Annotated in this window: 16 protein-coding genes; 5 read left to right on the top strand and 11 right to left on the bottom strand. The window is 36.8% G+C overall.

Going from position 1 to position 18,666, the window contains the following annotated elements; all coding sequences use genetic code 11:
- Positions 1-78 precede the first annotated feature (78 nt).
- The gene (locus IWB64_RS18500; RefSeq protein ID WP_194535422.1) at positions 79-1,302 is read left to right on the top strand and encodes a peroxiredoxin family protein; all 1,224 of its coding nucleotides are present in this window, start codon (positions 79-81) and stop codon (positions 1,300-1,302) included.
- Positions 1,303-1,305: 3 nt separating this feature from the next.
- On the opposite strand, the gene leuB is transcribed toward IWB64_RS18500, so the two are convergent.
- A complete protein-coding gene (gene leuB, locus IWB64_RS18495) occupies positions 1,306-2,424 on the bottom strand; it encodes a 3-isopropylmalate dehydrogenase (RefSeq protein ID WP_194535421.1) in 1,119 nt (372 codons plus the stop codon).
- A gap of 148 nt (positions 2,425-2,572) precedes the next feature.
- Positions 2,573-3,742, bottom strand: coding sequence for a 2-isopropylmalate synthase (locus IWB64_RS18490; RefSeq protein ID WP_194535420.1), 1,170 nt, complete (start codon positions 3,740-3,742; stop codon positions 2,573-2,575).
- A 308-nt stretch (positions 3,743-4,050) separates the two neighbouring features.
- Here IWB64_RS18490 and IWB64_RS18485 point away from each other — a divergent pair, with 308 nt between their 5' ends.
- Positions 4,051-5,595, top strand: coding sequence for a hypothetical protein (locus IWB64_RS18485; RefSeq protein ID WP_194535419.1), 1,545 nt, complete (start codon positions 4,051-4,053; stop codon positions 5,593-5,595).
- 3 nt (positions 5,596-5,598) lie between these two features.
- Positions 5,599-6,462, top strand: coding sequence for a DMT family transporter (locus IWB64_RS18480; RefSeq protein WP_226975941.1), 864 nt, complete (start codon positions 5,599-5,601; stop codon positions 6,460-6,462).
- 88 nt (positions 6,463-6,550) lie between these two features.
- On the opposite strand, the gene IWB64_RS18475 is transcribed toward IWB64_RS18480, so the two are convergent.
- The 5 genes from IWB64_RS18475 to panB all read right to left on the bottom strand — a co-directional run bounded on the left by IWB64_RS18475 (position 6,551) and on the right by panB (position 11,286).
- Entirely contained in the window at positions 6,551-8,200 is a 1,650-nt protein-coding gene (locus IWB64_RS18475; RefSeq protein WP_194535418.1) for an amidohydrolase, read from the bottom strand.
- 165 nt (positions 8,201-8,365) lie between these two features.
- Positions 8,366-9,034, bottom strand: coding sequence for an RluA family pseudouridine synthase (locus tag IWB64_RS18470; RefSeq protein ID WP_194535417.1), 669 nt, complete (start codon positions 9,032-9,034; stop codon positions 8,366-8,368).
- A 119-nt stretch (positions 9,035-9,153) separates the two neighbouring features.
- Positions 9,154-9,705 carry a DUF4252 domain-containing protein gene (locus IWB64_RS18465; protein WP_194535416.1) on the bottom strand — a complete coding sequence of 184 codons (552 nt, stop codon included), beginning with the start codon at positions 9,703-9,705 and terminating at the stop codon, positions 9,154-9,156.
- 33 nt (positions 9,706-9,738) lie between these two features.
- The gene (locus IWB64_RS18460; protein WP_194535415.1) at positions 9,739-10,437 is read right to left on the bottom strand and encodes an RluA family pseudouridine synthase; all 699 of its coding nucleotides are present in this window, start codon (positions 10,435-10,437) and stop codon (positions 9,739-9,741) included.
- Between the two features lie 30 nt (positions 10,438-10,467).
- A complete protein-coding gene (panB, locus tag IWB64_RS18455; protein WP_194535414.1) occupies positions 10,468-11,286 on the bottom strand; it encodes a 3-methyl-2-oxobutanoate hydroxymethyltransferase in 819 nt (272 codons plus the stop codon).
- A 441-nt stretch (positions 11,287-11,727) separates the two neighbouring features.
- On the opposite strand from panB, the gene IWB64_RS18450 reads away from it, so the two are divergent.
- On the top strand, positions 11,728-12,666 hold the full coding sequence (locus tag IWB64_RS18450) for a 3-keto-disaccharide hydrolase (RefSeq protein ID WP_226975940.1): 939 nt from the start codon (positions 11,728-11,730) through the stop codon (positions 12,664-12,666).
- Between the two features lie 63 nt (positions 12,667-12,729).
- On the opposite strand, the gene IWB64_RS18445 is transcribed toward IWB64_RS18450, so the two are convergent.
- From IWB64_RS18445 to IWB64_RS18430, 4 genes are all read right to left on the bottom strand, one after another.
- Positions 12,730-13,527, bottom strand: coding sequence for a DNA/RNA non-specific endonuclease (locus tag IWB64_RS18445; RefSeq protein WP_194535412.1), 798 nt, complete (start codon positions 13,525-13,527; stop codon positions 12,730-12,732).
- Positions 13,528-13,646: 119 nt separating this feature from the next.
- On the bottom strand, positions 13,647-14,438 hold the full coding sequence (locus IWB64_RS18440) for a DUF3050 domain-containing protein (protein WP_194535411.1): 792 nt from the start codon (positions 14,436-14,438) through the stop codon (positions 13,647-13,649).
- A gap of 155 nt (positions 14,439-14,593) precedes the next feature.
- Positions 14,594-14,920 carry a DMT family transporter gene (locus IWB64_RS18435; protein ID WP_194535410.1) on the bottom strand — a complete coding sequence of 109 codons (327 nt, stop codon included), beginning with the start codon at positions 14,918-14,920 and terminating at the stop codon, positions 14,594-14,596.
- A 75-nt stretch (positions 14,921-14,995) separates the two neighbouring features.
- Positions 14,996-16,423: an L-serine ammonia-lyase gene (locus IWB64_RS18430; RefSeq protein WP_194535409.1), complete on the bottom strand. Its 1,428-nt coding sequence runs from the start codon at positions 16,421-16,423 to the stop codon at positions 14,996-14,998.
- Positions 16,424-16,742: 319 nt separating this feature from the next.
- Between IWB64_RS18430 and dnaK the strand changes: the two genes are divergently transcribed.
- On the top strand, positions 16,743-18,647 hold the full coding sequence (gene dnaK, locus IWB64_RS18425; RefSeq protein ID WP_194535408.1) for a molecular chaperone DnaK: 1,905 nt from the start codon (positions 16,743-16,745) through the stop codon (positions 18,645-18,647).
- The last annotated feature ends 19 nt before the right edge of the window (positions 18,648-18,666 follow it).

Below are 18,666 nucleotides of genomic sequence, written 5' to 3'. Positions count from 1 at the left end.
CACAGCGCTACTGAATTACTCATTTTTTTGTTGTAAGTTTTCGGGTTTTATTACGATTGTTAAAGAAAAGAGGTGATAATGAAGAAATTGATTTTTTTATTGGTGATTGCAGTAGTATTTATTACTTGTAATGAACAAAAAACTAGTGAGCTTGCCCAAGGTGATTGGCAGGGACAGTTAGAAGTGATTAGTGGTGACAAACTTCCTTTTAATTTTAATCTTTTAAAAGAAGCGAACGGCTCATATACAATGGAAATTTACAATGCCAGTGAAGTCATAAAAGTAGATGAGATTACAATTAAAGGAGATTCCATACGGATTCAAACACCTGTTTTTGAAGGATATATTGTTGGGAAGTTTAGTCAGAAAGGTATAAAGGGTAATTTTATTAAGGAGAGCTTGGACAGGGTAGTTCCTTTTGAAGCTTTTTACGGGGGTAAAGAACGCTTTACTGTTGATAAACCACCAGTTATAAATGTATCTGGTATTTGGGAAACTGAATTTAGCCAGGGTACTTCTAATAGTTATATGGCAAAAGGAATTTTTGCGGAAAACGGAGGTAAGGTAACGGGAACCTTCAGAACCACTACCGGAGATTATAGATATTTGGAAGGAGTGGTTACTGGAGATTCTTTAAAACTGTCTGCTTTTGATGGAGCTCATGCATTTTTGTTCCTAGCAAAAGTAACTGATAGTACCTTGAATGGTATGTTCTATTCTGATAAGCATTTTCAAGAACCATTTGTAGCAAAACGAAACGAGAGTTTTGAATTGCCTGATGCAGATTCGATTACTTTCTTAAAAGAAGGCTATAATAAACTAGCTTTCTCTTTTCCTGATACAGAAGGAAACATGGTGTCATTGACGGATAAAAAATTTCAAAATAAAGTTGTGCTAGTTCAGATTATGGGCTCATGGTGTCCCAATTGCTTGGATGAGACTAAATTCTATGTTAACTATTTAAAAGAGAATAAGCTAGAGGATTTGGAGATGGTAGCCTTAGCTTTTGAGTCTGCAAAGTCTAAGGAATTGGCCTTTAAAAACATTAATCGGCTAAAAGAGAGAATAGGGGTGAATTACCCTATTTTATTGGCACAATACGGTACTTATGATAAGATTAAGGCACAAGAAAAATTACCAATGTTAAATAAGGTGCTGTCTTACCCGACTACTATTTTTATTGATAAGAAAGGAAATGTAAGAAAGATTCATACAGGTTTTAACGGACCTGCTACCGGTGAAAAATACACGCGATTTGAAAAGGAATTTGATACCTACGTGAAAATGTTAATGAAGGAATAAGCGTTATATTATAGTAGATTTTCCTAGGCCAATATTCTCATCGTTTATACTCTGGTTTTCATCTGACTCAACAATGTTCTCGGAAATAAAATCTCCCACGTAATCAGTCCCATATTTACTACTGCCTAAAACGTCTGTGGTAACTACTTTTTTCACGAAAGACTTGTGTACAGCAGCTACAATGGCGTTCGCTTCTTCATTTAAGTTGAAGTGTTGTAGGAGCATAGCGGTACTTAGAATAGATGCGACAGGATTGGCTATGTTTTTCCCCTTTGCTTGAGGGTATGAACCATGAAAAGGCTCAAACATTGCGTTTTCTGTACCTACGGAAGCAGAGGGTAGTAAACCCACAGAACCAAGAATAACACTACCTTGGTCAGATAGAATATCACCGAACATGTTGTCTGTTAAAACCACATCAAACTGGCGCGGGTTCAACATCATTTGTACTGCTGCATTATCTATAAAAAGACATTCAAACTCAACATCTGGGTAGCTTTTAGCAATTTCCGTTACTGTTTTGCGCCAAAGTCTAGACGTTTCCAACACATTTGCCTTATCCACTAAAGTAAGTTTCTTTCTTCTTTTTTTTGCGGACTTAAAAGCAAGGTGTGTAATGCGACTGATTTCACCTTCAGAATAACTACAAAGGTCGGATGCCGTAGAGCCATCTTCACTTAAGGTTTTTTGTCCAAAATATATGCCACCGGTAAGTTCTCTAAAGATAACCATATCGGTATTTTCAACAATGTTTCTTTTTAAAGGAGAATTCCCTAAAAAGGCGGGAAACATTTTTATGGGTCTGATACTGGCAAAAAGACCCAGTTCTTTACGTATGCTCAAAAGACCTTGTTCCGGTCTTATTTTAGCCTCAGGATTGTTATCGTACTCTAAAGAACCAATTGCACCCAAAAGAATAGCATCAGATGCCTTACACAATTCCAGGGTTTTATTTGGCAAAGGTTTTCCAGATCCGGATATGGCAATAGCCCCAAAAGGAGCCTCAACAAGTTCAAACCTATGGTTGAATGTTTCTTCGATCGCTTTTAGGCACTTAACGGATTGGGCCAAAACTTCGGGGCCAATACCGTCACCGCCAAGGAGGGCAATTTTTAGTTGCATCTAGAGAATTTTTAGTGTGCTGCCAGATTTTAAAAAAAACTACAAAAAAGCAGCTTAAATCATAGGGGGCTAAGATTAAAAATTTTAATGACATAACCGTCAAAAAAACATTAAAATATAAACGATGAATTCTCTAGAGTCTTCGGTATTAAATACTTTCGATGGTAATATTGCTAGCTTCTATGATTTTTGGAATGTCTTGGTCTGTAATTTCCTTGTTTTCATCTGCAAATTTCAAGAATTCCTGATACACCTCATCAAGCTGAAGTTTTGTCAATTCAAATCCTACTAATTTAGCTCTGTATGCCAAAGCTGCTCTACCACTTCTTGCAGTAAGAACAATAGAAGATTCGTTTACACCAACATCTGCAGGGTCAATAATTTCATAAGTCTCCCTGTTCTTTATGACACCATCTTGGTGAATTCCAGAACTATGGGCAAAAGCGTTAGCACCAACAATAGCTTTGTTGGGCTGCACCATCATTCCCATTTTTTGAGAAACCATCTGACTTGTATCAAAAAGCAATTTGCTGTTAATATTCGTGTCCAAGTTTAAGCTAGGATGTTGCCTTAAGATCATAACTACTTCTTCTAAAGAAGTATTTCCTGCTCGCTCACCAATACCGTTAATGGTACATTCTATTTGGCGGGCCCCGTTAATTACACCAGCAATTGAGTTTGCTGTTGCCAAACCTAAATCATTATGGCAGTGGCAAGAAAGTACGGCTTTATGAATTCCGGTTACGTTTTCTTTAAGGTATTTCATTTTAGCGCCATACTCATCTGGCAAACAATATCCTGTTGTATCAGGAATGTTCAATACAGTGGCTCCTGCTTTTACAACAGCTTCGCAGACTCGTGCCAAGAATTCGTTATCCGTACGACCAGCATCTTCGGCATAAAACTCTACATCTTCAACAAAGGTTTTAGCATAACTTACGGCATCAATAGCACGCTCTATAATGGCATCTTTGTTGGAGTTAAATTTATATTTTATATGTGAATCCGAGGTGCCTATTCCGGTATGAATACGTGCTCTCTTTGCATATTTAAGAGCTTCGGCAGCTACTTCAATATCTTTTCTTACTGCACGTGTAAGTCCACATACTGTTGCATTCTTAACAAGTTTAGATATTTCGGTAACAGATTTGAAATCACCAGGACTTGATACAGGAAAACCAGCCTCAATAATATCCACACCTAAATAGTCTAGCCTTTCGGCGATGACCAATTTTTGTTCTGCATCTAATTTACAACCGGGTACTTGTTCACCATCACGAAGCGTTGTATCAAAAATTTGTACCTTATCTTTACTCATTATATCTTGTAGTTTAGCTAACTTAGGAACTGATTGCAACTTTTTCCTTGTCTACAAATATCATATTTTGTACTGTTATATCAACATTTTTAATAACCTTAGCCCTGTCTTTTACTAAAAAAAGGATTTGATTACCGTACAATGGCCTATATGTTAGGTTTTAAACAAAAAATAGCAATAAAGTTCAATACGAATATATAACCAATAGAGCGAACCACCTAGCACATGAATAAAATAGTACAACGTTAAGCTGGTTTTTTGGTTATGTAAAACACTGATATTAAGTAAATTAAATAATATTTTTTACGATGACAAATGCGCATAGAGATGCTTTGTTCGTGCTGGTGAAATCCCTTTCAAAATCGGAAAAACGCCAATTCAAATTATATGTAGGACGTTTGGGGGTAAATACTGATGCAAAATTTCTAGCATTATTCAACCTAATGGATAAAATTAGAAAGTATGATGAGAAGGTAATTTTAGAAACCGGTATTGTCAAAAAAGCACAATTATCTAATCTTAAAGCACATCTTTATAAGCAAATTTTGGTCAGTTTACGACTGAATCCCGTAAACCAGAATTTTCGGGTACAGATTCGTGAGCAGCTAGATTTTGCGACTATACTTTATCAAAAAGGGCTTTATAAGCAAAGCTTGAAAATTCTTGATAAGGCAAAATTTACCGCCATAGAGAATGAAGAAAAGAATATTGCTTATGAAATCGTTGAGTTGGAGAAAATTATTGAAACTCAATATATTACACGGAGTATACCTGATCGAGCAGATGAACTAGCTATACAGGCTAAACAACTTTCTGCCCAAAATGTAATGACAAGTAAATTGTCTAACCTGTCATTACAACTTTATGGTATTATGCTTAAGGTAGGTTATGTTAGAAGTGACGAAGACTACACACGTGTTAAAAATTATTTTGAGAAGCATTTGCCTAAATATGAATTAAGGGATTTAGGTTTTAGAGAAAAATTATGGTTGTACAAGGCTCACCTTTGGTATAGTTTTTTGACCCAAGATTTTCTTTCTTCATATAAATATGCCAGTAAGTGGGTAGACCTTTTTTATGAGCATGAAGAGCAGATAAATTTAAATCCGGTTTTCTTCTTAAAAGGGAACCACTACTTGCTAGAATCTATATTCTATGTAAAATACAGTTCTCATTTTAGAGAAGTGCTAGATAGGCTTGAAACGGTAGTGAGCAGTAACGATTTTCCTAAAAACGATAACATTTCTTCTCTGGCTTTTTTATATATAAACGCCAATAAATTGAATCTTCATTTTTTGGAGGGCACGTTTAATAAAGGATTATATCTTGTAAAAATTATAGAGTACGGAATCAATAAGCATAAGGATAGAATAGATGCTCACCATATTATGGTGCTGTACTATAAAATTGCCTGTTTGTATTTTGGTATAGGTGATAATAAAACCTGCATTCAGTACCTTAAAAAAATTATAAACAACAAGAACCTTAAAATGCGTGAGGATTTGATGTGTTTTGCCAGAGTTTTAAGCTTGGTTGCACATTATGAGGCGGGAATGGATTATCATTTGGAAATTCAGCTTAAAAGTACTTATAAGTTCCTTTTGAAAATGAACGATCTTCATGCCGTTCAAAAGGAGATGATTAAGTTCCTTAGAAACTTGGGCAACATTTTTCCAAACGAGTTAAAAAACGAATTTCAAAAACTACATACAGAACTAAAAAAATACGAAAATCATCCGTATGAAAAAAGAGCGTTCTTATACCTGGATATTATTTCATGGTTGGAAAGTCACCTAGAAAATAGGCCTGTTGCAGATATTATTCGTGAAAAGGCTATGGCCGTAAAGAGATAGCATTTGGATTCAGGTACGTCTTTCAATCTTAAAAATTTTCTAGAAATCAATTTGGCAATGGTACTATTGAGTACCTCTGGCCCTTTGGGTAGATTCATAGAATTACCAGTGGCCGTTACCATAGGTATCCGCTCTATTATTGCGCTCGTTTTACTATTTATCTATTGTCGTTTTAAAGGAATTTCTTTTGGATTGAGTAGTAAGGATAGGGGACCAATACTCATAAGTGGTGTTCTTATGGGGCTGCATTGGTTGACCTATTTTGTAGCGTTGCAAAAATCTAATGTTGCTATAGGTATGCTTTCATTGTTTACTTACCCTGTGATTACGGCTTTTCTAGAACCATTATTTTTGAAAACTAGATTTCAGAAAATGCACTTGCTTCTGGGTTTTTTAGTTCTTTGTGGAATATATTTTTTGGTCCCAGATTTCAGTTTTGAAAACAGCTCTACCGTTGCCATTGGTTTTGGAGTATTCTCAGCGCTCTGTTATGCTGTGCGGAATCTTATGTTAAAAAAGCAGGTAACAAGGTATGAAGGGTCAGTTTTAATGGCATATCAAATGGCCGTAATATTTTGTATGCTTATCCCTGCTTTCTTTTATTATGATTTAGAAGCAGTACCAAGCCAATGGCAAGGAATATTAGGTTTAGCAGTTGTTACCACTGTTTTTGGACATACCATGTTTGTAAATTGTTTTAAGTATTTCTCCATTACAACCATTAGTATTTTAAGTAGCATTCAGCCTGTTTACGGTATTCTGATTGGTGCTTTGTTACTTTCTGAGATTCCCGCATGGTCTACAATAGTGGGCGGATGTTTAATATTGATTTCGGTTATAGTAGAGAGTGTTCGTTCGTATCGTTAAGGGTACTCTAAAATATGGAAGTATCGGTTTTGGACAATAACCTTAAAAGGAGTAATGTTTCAAAGGGTGAGATTAATGTGCAATTCCTCTATAAATCTATTTTACTCTTAAAAACTTGTTTTCCTCCAACGTAGGTTTGCAAAACTTTTACATTCTTAAGTTTTTCAGGTTTTATAGTGGTCAAATTCTCATTTAAAATAACAAAATCCGCTAATTTTCCTGGTTCCAAAGTCCCTTTTATATTTTCATCGAATGAGCTGTAAGCACCATTTTTAGTATACGCGGATAAAGCTTGCTCTATATTAATTTTTTGTTCCGGAACCCAGCCTTCAGGGTTTTTGTTATCCAGGGTTTGACGGGTAACGGCGGCATACATGCCATAAAGGGGAGAGGCAGGGGCAACAGGCCAATCACTACCAAAAACCAGAGTTGTATTTGCATCTAGTAACGACTTAAAAGCATAGGTGCTTTTTATACGTTCCGGGCCAATAAGTTCTTCCGCCCATCTACCATCATCTATAGCGTGATACGGCTGTACACTTGCAATAATATTGAGTTTGGAAAAGCGCTTTATGTCTTCTGTTGTTAAATGCTGGGCGTGCTCAATTCTTAATCTTCTATCCTTAGTACCGTTTTTTTCAATAACACGCTCATAGATATTTAGCAATCCATTATTTGCTCTATCACCAATAGCGTGGACGGTAACTTGTAAATCTTCATTATCTGCATTTAAAATTTGACTAAATAAACTATCCTCATTTACAATGAATAAGCCTCTATCATCTAATTTATCGGAATAGGGGTCGTTAAACGCAGCGGTATGGGAACCTAAAGAACCATCAACAAAACCTTTGAGTAAACCGTTTTTTAGCCATTTTTCGCTTCTATCCGTTTTGGATACCGATGCCCATTTATAGAGTGGGTCTGCGGTATACATCCTTACTTTCAGCTTCTTATTGGTGTACATTTCCTGGGCTACTTCAAACCCTCCTAAACTATCCACATCATGAATAGTAGTAACCCCTTGAGAAAGCAAATAATCTTGTGCAGCATTAATTGCATCCTCTTTTTCAGAATTGGAAAGAACGGGAATTTTATTCAACACCAAATACATGGCTTTGCTTTTTAGAATGCCTGTTGGGTTTCCCTCTGAATCTTTTACAATTTCTCCGTTTTCTACATCAGGCGTGTTTTTATCAATTCCAGCGATTTTTAAAGCTGCTGAATTGGCTAAAATCATATGGCCGTCCATTCTGTAAATGGCTACAGGGTTGTCTTTGGTATATTCGTCAATCCATTCTTTTTCTGGTAGTTCTCCGCCCCAAAGTGTGTGGTCCCAATTTCCTTCCACTACCCATTGGTCGGGTTTAATTTTTTTAGCAAATGAAGCTATCCTATCAATAAATTCTTGTTTGGTTTTTGTATCTCTAAGCTGCACATTTAAAAGACTATTGCCGCCCATTAATAAATGAACATGAGCATCTATAAAACCAGGTGTAATAAATTTTCCGTGAACATCTAATATTTCAGTAGAATCTCCTTTAAACTTCTCCAAATCTTTAAATGAGCCAACAGCAAGAACAGAATCTCCTTTAATGGCCATAGCTTCCGCCTTTGGTGATTCTGGATTCCCTGTCCATATAGTAGCATTGGTAACCAGTAAATCTGCATCTATGTTATCCGTTTTACAAGAGATAAAGATTATGGCGATTAAAAAAGAAAAGAAATATTTATTCATTTTTTGTATGAATTAAAACAACTCTGGTGTTACAATTAGTGATGAAGTAGGGATATGTATTTAGGGATTGAGCAACCTCAAAACAAAAATTTTGTACCTCATAAATTTAAACAAACCTTATGGATAAGTTAGCAAGCACAAGTTATTTTAATGTGCCATGGTAAATTAAATTGATTTGAATTTCCAAAATTTATTCTTTGGCATAGACGCCTCAAAGGTTTTTAATTCTTCTGAACCTGGTAATTGGTAAGTGAGTTTCCACGCGTGAAGGCAAACGGAAAGGGGAAGGTATGACTGGTCAGAACCATATTTTTCGTCTCCAATAATTGGAAGACCCAGATGGGCTAATTGCACTCTTATTTGATGGAATCTACCTGTTTTTGGTTTTAGTTCTAGTAAATAACCAACATCGTTTTGGTCTATAAGTTTATAGGAAAGAATACATTTTAGCGATTCTTTTGATTTAGTCTGGACTATGTCCGCTCTTTTTTCTTGATTGTTTTTGACAAGAAAATTTACCAAATTCCCTTTGCTTTTCTGAGGTTTATTTTTGACGATTGCCAAATACGTTTTTTGAACCTTACGTTTGGCAAATAGTTCATTGAATTCTACAAGAACGCTTTTCTTCTTAGCAAAAACCAATACGCCACTTGTTACGCGATCTAACCTGTGTATCACACCTATATAAGGCTTTCGTTTGCTTTTTAAGAGGTGATTGAGAACCTGACTTTCTACAGTACAATCTTCGTAAGGACTTTTTTCACTTATTAGGCCGGACTTTTTATTAACGACTATATAATCGTTGTTCTCATATACTATATCAAGATTCGTCATTAATAGTTTTAGTTGCGAATTATAAAAGTAATACTAATACACTTTAGATGTATTACAGCTGTCTGGATTATTGAATGTTGACATACTTGAATTAGCTATTGGAAGAAAATAAAGGCTAATTATTTTTCTTCCTCCTCATCTCCCTGATTAATCCCAGGAGTAAAACTTCCTCCTTGATATTGGTTGATGAGACCATCACCTAATTTCTGAAATTCTTCATTTTGAGCCATCTGACGCACTTTTACGGGGTCAAAATCACCATTAAAATACAGGAAAGAACCGTTTTGGTTATTATTGTTGTAAATCAATATTTCCTTTACGGCATCACGTTTTTCTCGGATACTCACTATATTCCTTTTTAGCTCGTCGTTCTTTCGGTATACTTCAATAAAAGAGTTGCCAGTGATGCCGTTCATCTGCTTGTTTAAAAATTCAGATTTTTCTGCGGTAGTGCTAGGGAAGGACATATAGCGTAAATCTTTAGTATTGCCTACTAACGATTTCATCTCCGGAGAAATATTGCCAATGAGGGAAAGCATAAAACGGGGTACACGTACCGCTGTTACATGATTGTCTTCTTTGTGGGCGTTGTAAAAGGTGTCAATTGAATTATAGGTACTACAAGATGCTAGCAGTACAAGACTGCAAATGAATAGTGTTCTCTTAATCATGGTCTAGTGTTTATACAGTTAAATATACTGTTTTTAACAACAAGCGTTCCAAACTGGGTCTTCTGGTGGTTTGGCCACGATTTCTATAGGTTCTTTGCGGACAGGGTGAATAAAGGAGAGTCTGCGCGCATGCAAGTGTATACTGGCATTAGGATTGCTACGGTCAAAACCATATTTAAGATCTCCTTTAATGGGGCAGCCAATAGCTGCTAATTGCGCTCTAATTTGATGATGGCGTCCCGTGTGCAAGTTAATTTCAAGAAGGTAGTACCGGTCCAATTTTTTAATCACCTTATAATCAAGTATGGCTTTCTTACTTTCCGGGACTTCTTTAATATGAGCGTACGATTTATTCTGTTTGTTGTTTCGTTTTAGCCAGTGTGTAAGTGTATCCTCGTTCTTTTTCGGTAGGTTCTTGACAATGGCCCAATAGGTCTTTTTCGCTTCTTTTTCTGCGAAAAGTTTATTCAGACGCGGCAAGGCTTTAGAGGTTTTAGCAAAAACAACAATACCAGAAGTAGGGCGGTCTAGCCTATGGGCAACACCTAAGTAGACATTGCCCGGCTTATTGAATTTCTCTTTAATGTAAAGTTTAACGACCTCGCTTAAGGGCATATCACCAGTCTTATCGCCTTGAACAATATCACCGGGTCGCTTATTTATAGCGATTAGGTGATTGTCTTCAAACAATACCAATAGATTTTTTGGGTCGGAAATAACTTTATCGGCCACAGGAAAAGAATTATAGTTTAAAAGCAGCTATTAATACTGTTCTTCATCGTTTGGGAAATCCTGACTTTTTACATCGGTAACATATTGAGAAATAGCATTACCCATTTCTTCGTATAGGTTCATATAACGACGTAAAAATCGCGGATTGAACTCATGTGTCATTCCCAATAAGTCGTGAATAACAAGTACTTGTCCGTCTGCATGCTTACCTCCACCAATACCAATGGTAGGTATAGAGATGCTTTCAGAAACTTTTTTGGTCAAAGCAGCCGGTATTTTCTCCAATACAATAGCAAAACAACCTAATCTTTCAAGAAGTTTGGCATCTTCAATTAGTTTTTCAGCTTCTTCTTCCTCTTTAGCGCGAACAGTATAGGTCCCAAATTTATAGATGGATTGCGGGGTAAGTCCCAAATGACCCATTACAGGAATACCTGCTTTTAGAATCTTTTTAACCGACTCTTTTATTTCTTCTCCTCCTTCAAGTTTTACAGCATGGCCACCACTTTCTTTCATAATACGAATTGCAGAACGAAGCGCTTCCTTAGAATCACTCTGGTAGCTGCCAAAAGGCAAATCAACAACTACCAATGCTCTTTCTATAGCACGAATAACTGAGGCAGCGTGGTAAATCATCTGATCTAGCGTAATAGGTAAAGTGGTTTCATGACCTGCCATAACATTACTGGCAGAATCACCCACAAGAATAACATCAACATTTGCAGAATCTACGATTTTGGCCATAGAATAATCATATGCGGTAAGCATAGATATTTTTTCGCCATGTTTTTTCATGTCTACTAGAGACTTTACTGTTACTCTTTTATATTCTTTCTTTGCCGTTGACATAGTGGTTTTATTTTGATGTTATAAATGTAAGGAAAATGTTGGGTTTAAAACTGAGACCGGTGTTGCAACTAAATATGAATTCTTCAAACCTATTTAACGTGCTCGTTCTAAACGTTATATTAATCAGGTTTGATATAATTGAAACGAAAGAAAAAATCTATTCTAATGTGTTTTTTTCTTATTAGCCTGATTCTTTTATCACAAAAAGTCTAAAAAAAGGTCCATTCTAAAGAATGTAAGTACATTTTTTGCAGCTTTTGTCCAGAAGATTCTTAATCTATGAACAAAATGGTTTGGATAATTGTGTTATCATAAAATGCTTAAAAACCAAAGACAGAAAATAAAAACCAGACTAGGTCAATAGTATCATTATTGGATAAATAAATAGCAAAGTAAATGTTTGGTATTCCCTATATTTATGACTTCGAAAAACTTAAGATTATGAAAATGAGATTAAAATTATTTTCGGCTATGGCAGGTATGTTGCTGTCGGCCGTAGCTATTGTAAACGCTCAAGAAGCAAATCCATTAGAAGGTACATGGGATATTGTTATAGAAAAAGATGGGGAACAACTGCCATCTTGGTTGGAGATTACGCACTCTGGAACAAGTACCTTGGTAGGCCGTTTTGTGTACGCATTTGGTAGTGCAAGACCTATAGCAGAAGTTAAAGTCAAAAATGATATTTTTAGTTTTATCATACCCAAACAATGGGAGCCAGAAGGAACAGATATGACCTTTACGGGTTCTTTAGATGGCGAGGGGCTCAAAGGAACTATGATTTATACTGATGGACAGCCTTACAGTTGGACAGCCGTGAGAGCACCAAAATTGGAGTACGTGGCGAAAGCGAAATGGGGAAAATCAAAAGAACTTTTTAATGAAAAGGATTTAACCGGATGGAAAGCAAAAGGAGATAACCAATGGGTTATTGAAAATGGAATTTTGAAGAGTCCAAAGTCGGGTGCAAATTTGGTTTCAGAAGAGAAGTTTAAAGACTTTAAATTGCACGCAGAATTTAAAGTACCCTCAGGAAGTAATAGTGGGATTTACCTAAGAGGACGTTATGAAGTTCAGATTACGGATGATAAAGGTTCGGAACCGTCTAGTGTATTGTTTGGTGGAATCTATGGTTTTTTGACACCAAACGAAATGGCCGCTAATGATGCTAGCGAATGGCAAACGTATGATATTACATTAATAGGTCGTCGTGTAACTATCGTTGCAAATGGAAAAACAATTATCAACGATCAAAACATACCAGGCATTACCGGTGGTGCTTTAGATAGTAATGAAGGCGAAGCGGGTCCGTTTTTAATTCAAGGGGATCACGGTCCTATTATGTTCAGAAAATTTGAAGTTACTCCACGAGTAGAGTAGTAGTCAAGATAAGACTAATAAATAAACGCCCACCTTTATTTAACGGTGGGCGTTTTTTGTTTATTACCAGTTAATATCGGAGGTGTCAGTCAGTGGTTTGCGTTCTGTTTGTATAAAGGAATTCAAGTCAAACTCATTAGCTTGATGTATGGCATCGTCAAATGTAAAATTGCATTTGGCTTCTATTTCAGAAGGAGCTACTTCATAGGTTTTGAAAGCTTCTAAATCCAGAAAAGATAACCTGCTCAAATCTTGTGTTAGAATAAATGATTTGGTCTTTAACTTTCCGCTTTCTTCGTACATGATAGTCTTATAGAATTCAGTTGGGATTTTATAACCTCGGTATTCACGATCATCTTCATGAAAGATGCAACCACCTATTATACTCACGCGAGATCTATCCATTTCTGTTTGGTCGTACAATGAGTTTTCTAATTCGCCCCAGACACCACCTTTTCCACTTTGGTTGAAGGAGTCCATTTGTGGGGCAATATTGGTGAAAACAAAAGAATCGGAATTTGCTTTTTTGGCTTCGGAATAATCGCCCCAATTTAAATCTACCCTTCTAGCTAGATGACCACGGTCCAACGGATTGCTTTTATATAATTGATTGCCCGCTTGGTCGTCTGGTGGAATTCTGGAATCCTCAAAAAAACCGACACCCTTTCTAGATATTTTTTTTAGATTCATACCATCTATATTCCACGCAACCCAAATAGCGAATTTAGTCAGACTGCTAAGTGCCAATGAAAAATGGGTGTAATCTATTATTTCAGAACCGTTCAGTTGAAAAGCGTCTTCCGCTTGTTTCAATTTTGGCGGGCGTATAGCGGTACTCAAAAAATCTGTATCAAATGCCATAGGAAAGTTTATTCTATTACGAAGATTATGAGTCAAAAATGCGAAACTTTACTAAGGCAATGGCCATTAGTAGTTTTAAATTAAGATTATTTTTTAATAGAACAGAAGTGTTGCTATTTCTAATAAAGAGGTTTGTCTGCCATTTTGGGAGTGGTAACAGCTTCGTTAATAGCATCCCAGAGTTGAATTCTTTTACTTAATGCCTCTCGTGCAACCGTTAAGGTTTCTTGCCACTTTTGTTCATTATTTCCGCAAAGTTCTGCTACCATTTCAAGAGATAAAGGTCCATGCTCATCCCCATCTAGTTCAATATGTCTCTCTAGGTAATAAACGAATTTGTTATACTGCTTGTTTTCTGCATCAGCACTTTTAAGAACTTCCATAAACATATCAGGAATTACATCCTCACGGCCAAACGTAAAAGCGGAAGCTACTAAATGAGGCTTTTCAGTAGCGATAATATCGAATGAAAATTGAACGAAATCGGCCACTTTTTTGGGAATATCAATTGCGGCCAAAGCAGAATCAACCGTTTTACCTTCCTTTAAAAGAAGTATAAACTTATTTATTTTAGAAGTATCAGATCCTAATTGTACCATGGCTTGTAGATACATCTCAAAATGACTTTTGGGTTCCCCCAGTTCGTTTACATCACTTTCCTCACCATGCACAATTTCATTAATGAACCTAGCAAGAACTGGATTTTTACAGGGAGTCCAAGGAATACTTACGTTGGTTAATGAAAGTTGAAGTGATTTTAGCAGAGACATGAAGTCCCATACGGCATAGACGTGATTTTCAGTAAAAACCCTAATATCATCAATACTATTTAAGTTATGATATAGGGGGTGGTTTTGAAGTTGAGTTCTTAAATCTCGTATTTCATTTTCAATGTGTTCAATCTTTTTCATAGGTATTTTATTTTAGGGCAAATACGTTTTCTTATTTATATACAATATAGTAATATGTATTATTGGACTACAAGTATTGTTGTTTTGTATTACAAACTAATTTTTGTAGTTATGATTTTATCCGCTTGAGAAAAAACATTTTAGATGGATAATATTTAATGCGAAACATATTTTAAACCAATGATGGAGCTAATTAGCGTAACAATAAAGAAAACCCGCCAGAAGTTGGCCGGGTCTTTAAAAACTAAAATACCCAGTAGCACGGTACCAACAGCTCCAATACCTGTCCATACTGCATATGCTGTGCCGATAGGCAAGGTTTGAATTGCCTTTATTAAAAGAAGAAAGCTAATAGTGGCACAGATAAAAAAACCGCCGTACCAGAGGTATACATCATTTCCTGTTGCTTCTTTTGCTTTGGACAGGCAAAATGCAAAGGCAACCTCAAATAAGCCTGCAATAATTAAAACTAACCAATTCATGATCTCTATTCTGCTTTTAAATGAAAGGGGATAATTTAACGTAGTATTTTTTATTTCTGTTATTAATAGGATAGCTTAACAATCACTCATATTAATTCCGATAGCAAGACCTCCCTCGGAAGTCTCTTTGTATTTAGAGCTCATGTCCTTTGCTGTGGCCCACATGGTCTCAACTACTTTATCCAAAGGTACCTTTGCATCTTTTGGGTCTGAACCTAATGCTAGTTCTGCAGCATTAATCGCTTTTATGGCTCCCATACTGTTGCGTTCTATACAAGGTATCTGTACGAGTCCGCCTATAGGGTCGCAGGTAAGTCCAAGATGATGCTCCATGGCAATTTCAGCTGCCATAAGCACTTGTTCTGGCGTACCACCTAATAACTCCGTAAGCGCACCTGCTGCCATAGCACTGGATACTCCAATTTCTGCTTGACAACCACCCATTGCTGCGGAAATGGTAGCTCCTTTTTTAAAGATGCTGCCTATTTCACCGGCAACGAAAAGAAACTTTTTAATATGTTCAAAATCGGCTTCATGGTTTTCTATCACCATATAATACATGAGCACGGCGGGTATTACCCCGGCGCTTCCATTAGTAGGAGCGGTTACTACACGACCCAAAGAAGCATTCACTTCATTAACGGCCAAGGCAAAACAGCTGACCCATTTTAAAATCTGACGGAATTTAACCTCCGTATTTCGTATAGTAGATAGCCAAACCTCTGGTGAATCATAAACATGTGAGCCGTATAATAGATTTTTGTTGATATCATAAGCCCTACGGGTAACATTTAAGCCGCCCGGAAGTTTACCTTCTGTGTGGCAACCAATGTACATGCATTCTAGCATGGTCTTCCATACATGGTCTAGTTTTTCGTTTATTTCGCTATCACTGCGTAATGAGCGTTCATTTTCAAGAACAATCTCGGAAATGCTTTTATTTTCACTCTGGCAGTAGGCGAGTAGTTCCGTGCCTTTTTGAATGGGAAAAGGAAAACTATTGAACGTAGCTATATTTCGCTTAGCATTTTTTCGTTCTTTGACTACTACAAATCCACCACCAATAGAATAGTAGGTATTCTTTTTGGTCTTGCCGGATTTTAAAGTAGCTTCAAACTGAAGTCCGTTGGCATGAAATTCCAAAAACTTCCTATGAAATAAAATATGGGTCTTAGGGTCAAACGAAATGGGTGTTGAGTTTCCAAAGTTCAGAATATGGCTTTCTTGAATATCTGCAACAATAGAATGTATATCCTTAATGGGGATTTCTACGGGGTCGGTTCCAGAGAGCCCCAACATAATAGCGTAATCTGTGGCATGACCTTTACCCGTTAAGGCCAAAGAACCATACACATGCACTCGTATGCTTGCGACCTCAGCAAACATCTGAGCAGATTTCAGTTCGGAAATCCATCGTTCTGCCGCCCGCCATGGGCCTAAGGTATGAGAACTAGAAGGGCCAACGCCAATCTTAAGCATGTCAAAAATACTAATAGACTCCATAAATTATAAACTCGTTTTACGGTATAAAGATAGATAAAGCCAGCATTAGACAAAGCCAAAAATTAGGGCATAAAGAAACTAATAAATTAGGACTTGTTGAACAGGTCATTACAGAATGAAGAGCAGTTAAGATAACTTCAGTCTTAAGGGACCAGGCATCATACTGTCGCTTTTTGTTCAAGAAAAGCCTATTTCTGGCGGGTTCTTAACTATCTGTAAATGTAAGAGTGACATCATGTCAGGTTGTTATCAGTTGGCATATTGTTTGACAATTAGTAAACGATTATAAAAATGAACACTAATATTAAAAACATATAACATGAGTAAAATTATAGGTATTGACTTAGGTACTACCAACTCCTGTGTTTCCGTTATGGAAGGTAACGAACCGGTAGTGATTCCTAATGCAGAAGGTAAGAGAACTACGCCATCTGTAATTGCATTTGTAGAAGGTGGAGAGATTAAAGTTGGAGATCCTGCAAAAAGACAGGCGGTAACTAACCCTCACAACACCATATATTCTATAAAACGTTTTATGGGTAACAAATTTTCGGAGTCTAGTAAAGAAGCCGGAAGAGTTCCTTATAAAGTTGTAAAAGGAGATAACGACACACCACGTGTTGATATTGATGGTCGTTTGTATACGCCACAAGAACTTTCTGCAATGATTCTTCAGAAAATGAAGAAAACTGCAGAAGACTATTTAGGACAAGATGTTACCCGTGCGGTAATTACTGTTCCTGCTTACTTTAATGATGCACAGCGTCAAGCAACTAAAGAAGCAGGAGAGATAGCTGGTCTTACTGTAGAGAGAATTATAAATGAGCCTACCGCTGCTTCTTTGGCTTACGGTATGGATAAGAAAGATACTGATCAGAAAATAGTTGTTTTTGATTTTGGTGGAGGTACGCATGATGTATCTATATTAGAATTGGGTGACGGTGTTTTTGAAGTATTATCTACTGATGGTGATACTCACCTAGGTGGTGATGATGTTGATCAAGAGATTATTGATTGGTTGGCTGAGGAGTTCAATAAAGACGAAAGCATTGACTTACGTAAAGATGCCATGGCATTACAGCGTTTGCGTGAAGCTGCTGAGAAAGCAAAAATTGAATTGTCTTCTTCTGCACAAACGGAAATCAACTTACCATACGTTACTGCTACCGCTTCAGGACCTAAGCATTTAGTACGTACACTTTCAAGAGCTAAGTTTGAGCAATTGATCGGTGATTTGGTAAAAAGAACTATTGCTCCTTGTGAGACTGCACTTAAAGCAGCAGGTCTTTCTAAAAGTGATATTGATGAAATTATCCTAGTGGGTGGTTCAACAAGAATACCTGCAGTACAAGAAGCTGTTGAGAAGTTTTTCGGTAAAAAACCTTCAAAAGGTGTGAACCCAGATGAGGTTGTAGCAATTGGTGCGGCAATTCAAGGTGGTGTTCTAACTGGAGATGTTAAAGATGTATTATTATTAGACGTTACTCCTTTATCTCTAGGTATTGAGACTATGGGAAGTGTAATGACTAAGTTGATCGAAGCAAACACTACGATTCCTACTAAGAAATCTCAAGTGTTCTCTACGGCAGCAGATAATCAGCCATCGGTTGAGATTCATGTATTGCAAGGTGAGCGTCCAATGGCATCTGACAACAAGACAATAGGTCGTTTCCATTTAGACGGTATTCCACCAGCTCAGAGAGGTACACCTCAAATTGAAGTGACTTTTGATATTGATGCAAACGGAATCATAAAAGTATCTGCAACGGATAAAGCAACGAACAAAACGCAAGATATTAGAATTGAAGCTTCTTCAGGATTAACAGAAGAAGATATCAAGAAAATGAAAGCTGAAGCTGAAGCTAATGCTGAATCTGATAAAAAAGCGAAGGAAACTGCTGATAAGTTGAACGAAGCTGACGGAATGATTTTCCAAACGGAAAAGCAATTGAAAGAATTTGGTGAAAAATTATCTGAAGATAAGAAGAAACCAGTTGAAGATGCTTTAGCCGAATTAAAAGCAGCATATGAATCTAAAGACCTAGCGGTTATTTCACCAGCTTTGGATAAGATTAATGAAGCTTGGAAAGTTGCTTCTGAAGAAATGTACAAGGCACAAGCCGAAGGACAAAACGGAGCAGCCCCTGAAGGTGATGCTGCATCTGCAGAAGAGCCAAAAGAAGGTGATAACGTAGAAGATGTAGACTTCGAAGAAGTAAAATAAGTATAAGCGTTTAACGCTA

It is taken from the genome of Zobellia nedashkovskayae (assembly GCF_015330125.1).
In the GTDB taxonomy this organism is placed as follows: Bacteria; Bacteroidota; Bacteroidia; order Flavobacteriales; family Flavobacteriaceae; genus Zobellia; species Zobellia nedashkovskayae.
This window is presented reverse-complemented; position numbering and strand designations above follow the sequence as displayed.